The sequence below is a fragment of the Rheinheimera sp. genome (genome assembly GCF_020217005.1).
Classification (GTDB): domain Bacteria; phylum Pseudomonadota; class Gammaproteobacteria; order Enterobacterales; family Alteromonadaceae; genus Pararheinheimera.
This window is the reverse complement of the sequence record NZ_JAIWOI010000371.1, coordinates 1-7,126: the sequence shown is the minus strand read 5'-3', so window position 1 is coordinate 7,126 and position 7,126 is coordinate 1. Positions and strand designations below refer to the sequence as shown.

Genomic DNA, 7,126 nt, shown 5'->3' with positions numbered 1-7,126 from the left:
CCAGGCACTCAAGCTGCTCTGGACCAGGCCGGCCAGGCGCTGAAAAAGCATCTGAACTAAAAGTTACTGAACCCAAAGCCTCCTGCGGGAGGCTTTTTTTATCAAGACAAAACCCGGTTCCACAAGGAAGTACAGGTAGTTTTCTTTTAAACCGAACAGACTTTCATGCGGAGTGTTTTATGACTTTTTTAACCAACAACAAAGAGCGAATCCCGGAAGAGGCTTTATTGCATCTGGATCAACAACTTTGTTTTGCCCTTTATTCCACCTCATTGGCGATGACCAAAGTCTACAAACCGTTGCTGGAGCAATTGGGCCTGACTTACCCTCAGTATTTAGTGATGCTGATTTTGTGGCAAAACGACGCACTGGAATTGCAGCAAATTGGCGAACAACTGCAAATCGCGTCCGGAGCTTTGACTCCTGTACTGAAACGTATGGAAAAAATGGGCTTACTGCAGCGCAGTCGTAATCCGCACAACGAGCGGGCCCTGCAAATACGTTTAACGCCGTCAGGCTGGGCTATGCGAGCCACAGCAGCTGAAAAAGTCCAGGTTAACCGCCATATCAGTGTAAAGTCCGGTATGGCAGACACTGAAATTCAGGCGCTCAAACAAGAGTTAGTGCAGTTGCGACAACAGTTAAACAAGCCTGGGCTTTAAATCGACTTCGCCTGCTTTGATGTTTTGGTAGATACAGCACAAAGGATTGCGGATAAACTAAGCCCATTCTGAGCAGGACTCTAAGCCTTATGCGTGTTTACAAAGCCCTTTTACCTTTTAAAGCTATCTCTTTTGATTTGGACGATACGCTGTATAACAACGGCCCTGTGATTGAGCAGGCTGAACTGGCTATGCAGCAAAAACTACTACAACTGGCCCCGAAGCTTGGCTTGATTGACCCTGAGTTCTGGTGGCAAAAACGCAAAGAACTGGCACAACTTGACTCAGAGGTGCGTCATGATGTCAGCCGCTGGCGCTTGTTGTCGGTGGAACAGGGCTTAACAGAGCTTGGTATGGGTCGCTGTGAAGCAGGTGAAATTGCCGAACTGGCTTTTCGTGCTTTTTATACCGCCCGCAGTCATTTAACAGTGCCTGACTCCAGCCATCAGTTGCTCAAAGCCATGGCAGAACGTTATCCACTGGTGGCTATTACCAATGGCAATGCAGATTTAACTCTGCTGGGCATCCGGCAGTATTTCCAGCAGGCTTATCACGCTGGCCCCAGCGGCAAAATGAAGCCCTACCCCGATATGTTTCACAAAGCCTGTCAGCAACTGGCTATTGCGCCGCATGAACTGCTGCATATAGGCGATAACAGCAAAGCCGATGTACAGGGTGCGCTCAATGCCGGTTGTCAGGCGGTGTGGCTAAAGCATGAAGCTCATTTTCAAACTGCAGTATTGCCTCATCTGCAAATTGATTCGTTGCAACAATTAGAAGCGCTGCTGTAAGCCCACCTATTCGCACTAGCCTGGACATCAAAGCTGGGGGGATAGAGCAGAAGGGTATATAATGGCGGCAATTTTTCGATGGTGACAGGTACTGATTGCTAATGGATGTCTCTTCTTTACTGGATGGCTTAAACGATAAACAACGGGACGCGGTTGCCGCTCCTCCTCAACATATGCTGGTATTAGCCGGTGCCGGCTCGGGTAAAACCCGGGTACTGGTGCATCGTTTAGCCTGGCTGATGCAGGTGGAACGGGTTGCGCCTTATAGTTTATTGGCTGTGACTTTTACCAATAAAGCCTCACAGGAAATGCGTAGCCGTATCGAACAGACCATAGGTGTCAGCTTAAATAATCTGTGGATGGGGACCTTCCACGGTTTGTCGCACCGCATGTTGCGGGCGCATTATCTGGAAGCAGGTTTACCTCAGGGTTTTCAGATCATCGACTCAGACGATCAATACCGTTTAGTACGTCGGGTGTTAAAAGCGCTAAATTTAGACGAAAAGCATTGGCCACCTAAACAAATTCAGTGGTTTATCAACGCCCGTAAAGATGAAGGTCAGCGCCCGGGCACTATGGATGCACATGGCGATTTCAGCCTGCAGACCATGATCAAAATCTACGCTGCCTATCAGGAGATGTGTGACCGTTCAGGCCTGGTCGACTTTGCCGAAATTCTGCTGCGCAGCTTTGAACTGCTGAAACAGCAACCACAAATCCGCGGCCATTATCAGCAACGTTTCCGCCATATTCTGGTCGACGAGTTCCAGGATACCAACTCGATCCAGTATGAATGGCTTCGATTACTGGCGGGCACCGAAAGCAAAGTGATGATAGTAGGCGACGATGACCAGTCCATCTACGGCTGGCGTGGCGCTAAAGTGGAAAACATTCAGCAGTTTTTAAAAGACTATCCAAACCCTGTCACTATCCGCCTTGAACAAAACTATCGTTCGACAGGCACTATCTTAAAAGCCGCTAACTCAGTGATTGCACATAACAGCGACCGCTTAGGCAAGGACTTATGGACGGAAGGTGAGCAAGGCGAAGCTATTTCACTTTACACTGCCTTTAATGAGCTGGACGAAGCACGTTTTATTGTCGGCCGTATTCGGGAATGGAAACGTGAAGGCGGTAAGCTGATTGAGGCTGCAGTGCTGTATCGCAATAACGCCCAGTCGCGGGTGTTGGAAGAAGCTTTAATTCAGGATGGCATTAACTACCGTATTTACGGCGGTCTACGATTCTACGAACGTCAGGAAATTAAAGATGCGCTGGCTTATCTGCGTCTGATTAATAACAGACAAGATGACGCCGCGCTGGAACGAATCATCAATACCCCGGTGCGTGGTATTGGCGATACCACTATGGATAAAGTGCGGGAAAATGCCCGTTCGCTGCAAGTAACCTTATGGCAAAGCCTGCAGCAAATGCTGGCGACTAAACAGCTGACAGGTCGCGCTGCCAATGCGATCAGCACCTTTGTGCAGCTGATTGATCAGCTTGAAGCCGACAGCAAAGATCTAAGTCTGGATGAACAGGCGGATCACGTGATCCAAATCTCTGGCCTGATGGCGATGTACAAGGCTGAAAAAGGCGAAAAAGCCCAAACCAGAATAGAAAACTTAAACGAACTGGTCAACGCCTGCGCTAACGCCACTTATGTTAACACTGAGGAAATGACGCCTCTGTCCGCCTTTTTATCTCAGGCCGCTTTGGAAGCCGGTGAATATCAGGCAGAAGAACATTCGGATGCAGTGCAACTGATGACCTTACACAGTGCCAAAGGTCTGGAATTCCCGCTGGTGTTTGTCTGTGGTCTGGAAGAAGGTATGTTCCCCAGCCAACAAAGTGGTGACGACAGCGAGCGCTTAGAGGAAGAGCGTCGCTTATGTTACGTTGGTATGACCCGGGCTATGCAGAAGCTGTATTTAACTCATGCCGAAAGTCGCCGTTTGTATGGTCAGGAACAGTACAACAGACCATCTCGTTTTATCCGCGAAATTCCGGCCGATTGTTTAGAAGAAATTCGCCTGACGACCAGTGTCAGTAAGCCGACTCAAATGAACCGTTTTGGCAGTGCGGCTAGCCATAGTGCCTTTGAAAATACCGGTTTTAAACTGGGGCAACGGGTATTACACGACAAATTTGGTGAAGGCACAGTGCTGAACTATGAAGGCACAGGACCACAGTCCCGCATTCAGGTGAACTTTGACGAACTGGGCAGTAAATGGCTGGTGACAGCTTATGCCAGGTTAGAACCGGTTTAAAGCATGACCGACCTGCTGCAGATCATCAGTCAGCACCAAGATGCTTATCAGAAACTGGGCTGGCGTTTACCCATCTGGCTGGCAGGTTCTAAAGCCTATACGCAACACCAACTTGCAAAGCTCCAGCCTGGGGGCTGCTGTTATTGGCTGGGCCAGCAAGCTCCGGCTGGTTTCACCTTATTATCAGCCAACCAAAAGCAACAATGGTTAGGTACTGAATGTGATCTGCTGGTCGTAGATGCCCGCCAGACCGTGGATTGGGATTTAGTAGCGGCCAGCAGTGGTTGCTTAAAAGCCGGTGGGCTTTGGTTATTTGTCACCTCAGAACCTGAGTTGTGGCAACAACAGCCTAACCCGGCGGCCAAAAGAGTATTGCCTTATCCACTTGATGCGGCAGCTTATTCAGGGTTATTTAAACAGTTTTGGTTAGCTCAATTGGCTGAACAGCGCTGGGTACAGCTGATCGAAGGCAACTCTGCTGTCATTCCACTATTACCTGAAGCTATTGCATCAACATCAGCTGAACTGCCTTATCGCACAACTGAACAACAGCAAGCTGTGACCGCTATTCATAAGGTAGTAACAGGCCACAGACGCCGCCCTTTAGTACTGACAGCTCATCGTGGCCGGGGCAAATCCAGTGCTTTAGGTTTAGCTGCAGCTATGTTGGTACAACAAGGTAAAACCGATATTCTGCTGACAGGCCCCTCGCCTGTTGCTGTGCAAGCCGCATTTTTTATCGCTGCTCAGTTGCTGAATCTCCCTTATCAGGCGGGACAGAACCAGTTGTCAGAGGGTCTGATCCGTTTCGTGCCAGTCGATGCTTTATTGGCTGAAAAGCAAAACAATACGGTCATTCTGGTGGATGAAGCCGCAGCTATTCCTACCCCTCAATTGCAGCAACTGACAGACATCTATAGCCGTTTGGTGTTCGCGACCACAGAACATGGTTACGAAGGCACAGGCCGGGGTTTTCAGTTACGCTTTCAAAGTTATTTACAGCAACATTGCCCTGGTTTTCAGAAACTGCATCTGCATCAGCCGATCCGATATCAGATCAACGATCCGCTGGAACAGCTGATTTTTAAAGGTTTTTTACTGGAGCAAACTGACTTTGCTGTGACTGCCATTCAGCAACCCCAGCTGGTCAGTTATCAGGTAAAAGATTTGCTGCAACAACCTGCGAAACTACAGCAGATTTTTAGCTTATTAAGTCTGGCGCATTATCAAACCGATGTGATGGATCTTTGGGCTTTATTGGATAATCCGGCTCTGACTCTCTATACCTTGGAACAACACCAGCAACTACTTGCTTGTGCTTTAATCAGTTTCGAAGGAGAGCTGGATGCGGAACTTGCCAGTGCGGTAGCCCATGGTAAACGCCGCGTGCAGGGGCATTTATTAGCTCAAAGCTTAGCTTTTCATTGCCTGCAACCTGAATTAGTTACGCAAAAAATGGCCAGAATTCAGCGTATTGTAGTGCACCCATTGCTGCAATCTCAGGGCCTTGGTAGCCAATTATTGGACTTTGTTCTGCAGCAGTTGCTTAATAAAGACTATCTGATTGGCACCAGTTTTGGCGCTACTTTGGCTTTAGCAAAATTCTGGCAAAACGCAGGCTTTAGTCCGGTCAAACTCAGCCAGCGCCATGAGCAAGCCAGCAATGAAGCCTCAGTTTTGATGCTTTATGGTGAGCAGTTCAATGCTTTGCAACAGCAGTTTTCCAGACAGCTTTATTGGCAACTTGCTGATAAACAGCGCGGTTTGGATCCGGCTTTAGCGCTACTGTGGGCGCAACCTCCTTCGATAGACATTCATGCACAGCAAGTCGCAGAACTGCAGTTATTTCAGGCAGGCTTGCGTCCTTTTGATCTGATAGAAACCCATCTGTTGTGTTGGTTTAATCTGAATTACGCCAAAGTGGAACCTCAGACAGCCCAATTTTTAGTACAAAGGCTGTGGCAAAAACAGGACTGGCAGCAGATTGCACAACCTCAGGCGAAACAAAAACTTCCGCAGCTTTGCAAGCTGCTGCATTTATGAGCCAGAACAAGGTTTAGTCGCGCATTTTCAACTAAACTCCTTGGTAGTAACGCTGTAAGAGTACCAAGTTATGCCAAGACTGAGCATATCGCATCTAAGTTTAATGCTGCTTTTAGTCTACGCGGCTGCTTTATCTGCCAAACCACAAAATATACAAATAGGTATGTCGCTGCCATTAACTGGTAGCGCTGCAGGTATAGGTCAAAGTTATAAAAATGGCGTAGAACTCGCGATTAGACAACTGAATAAAGAGGGAGGAGTTCAGGGGGTAAAACTAAGTTTGCTGGTTAAAGATGATCAGTATGAACCAGCACTCACCGTAGTCAATACAAGACAATTTATAAGAGAAAACAAAGTATTGGCTTTATTCGCTTATGTAGGCACTCCAACATCATCCGCCATCTTGCCTTTGCTACAGCATTACCAAATTCCTTATATTGCACCTTTTACCGGAGCCCCATTATTGCGCAAGGCTGAGCACCTTTTTATCTTTAACTTCAGAGCAGGTTATGAAGAAGAAACTCAAAGTCAGGTGGATTATCTGATACATAATCCTGAGACCAAAGTAGGTTTATTGCTGCAAGCAGATGAATTTGGCGCTTCTGTTGAACAAGGTTACCTCAAGGCTCTTCATTTGAAAGGTATAACACCTGTGGTCACAGCGCGTTTCCAGCGCAACAGTACAGCAATAGAAGCTGGAGTTTCAGACTTGATCAAAGCGCGCGCCGAAGTGGTATTTATGGTTGGTACCTATAAACCTCTGGCTGAAGCTATTAGTTATGGTCGTCGTCAGGGCTATAATCCTCAATATGCCACAGTGTCATTTGCTGGTCTGCAGCAACTTAGTGCCTTGCTTGAAAAAGAAGATAGAGTTATGGCGACTATGGTGGTACCTAAGCCAACGGATACAAAATGGCAATTAGTGCGGGAATATCAAAGATTAATGATCCAACAAGCAACAGATCCTCTATCTGATGTTGGATTAGAGGGTTTTACCGTTGGTACGTTATTAAGTCAGGCCCTTAAATTATGTGCCTTACCTGTGAAGCGACAATGTTTATTAGATAAATTAAGACAACAAAGAGCTGTTTATGATTTTCCTTTGATGTTTGATCCAAACAAACAACAGGCTTCACAACAGGTGTTCAGGGTCAAAGTGACAAATAGGGGGGTTGAGGATGTTAGGTAGGGGTGCAATTACCAAAGGTATTGCAGAATGTTTGAGCTAGATTGGTTCTGAATTTGAGCGGTCAGGTGGCTGCAGGTCGTCTTGTCCGGCCTTTCGCAGAGCTCAAGGCGTGAAACAGGCGTGACGCAAAACTGTTTGCGTCCCGAATTCCCTGTTTCACCCTGGCGGTGA

Annotated in this window: 5 protein-coding genes; all 5 read left to right on the top strand. The window is 47.4% G+C overall.

Going from position 1 to position 7,126, the window contains the following annotated elements:
• Positions 1 to 179: 179 nt before the first annotated feature.
• The 5 genes from LDL40_RS18480 (at position 180) to LDL40_RS18460 (ending at position 6,955) form a co-directional block, all read left to right on the top strand.
• On the top strand, positions 180 to 662 hold the full coding sequence (locus LDL40_RS18480; protein WP_300996964.1) for a MarR family winged helix-turn-helix transcriptional regulator: 483 nt from the start codon (positions 180 to 182) through the stop codon (positions 660 to 662).
• Between the two features lie 89 nt (positions 663 to 751).
• Positions 752 to 1,453, top strand: a complete 702-nt coding sequence (locus tag LDL40_RS18475; RefSeq protein ID WP_300996963.1) for an HAD-IA family hydrolase — start codon at positions 752 to 754, stop codon at positions 1,451 to 1,453.
• Positions 1,454 to 1,554: 101 nt separating this feature from the next.
• Positions 1,555 to 3,723, top strand: a complete 2,169-nt coding sequence (gene uvrD, locus LDL40_RS18470) for a DNA helicase II (RefSeq protein ID WP_300996962.1) — start codon at positions 1,555 to 1,557, stop codon at positions 3,721 to 3,723.
• 3 nt (positions 3,724 to 3,726) lie between these two features.
• Complete coding sequence (locus LDL40_RS18465; protein WP_300996960.1) at positions 3,727 to 5,766, top strand: GNAT family N-acetyltransferase; 2,040 nt, start codon at positions 3,727 to 3,729, stop codon at positions 5,764 to 5,766.
• A 70-nt stretch (positions 5,767 to 5,836) separates the two neighbouring features.
• The gene (locus tag LDL40_RS18460; protein WP_300996958.1) at positions 5,837 to 6,955 is read left to right on the top strand and encodes an ABC transporter substrate-binding protein; all 1,119 of its coding nucleotides are present in this window, start codon (positions 5,837 to 5,839) and stop codon (positions 6,953 to 6,955) included.
• Positions 6,956 to 7,126 lie beyond the last annotated feature (171 nt).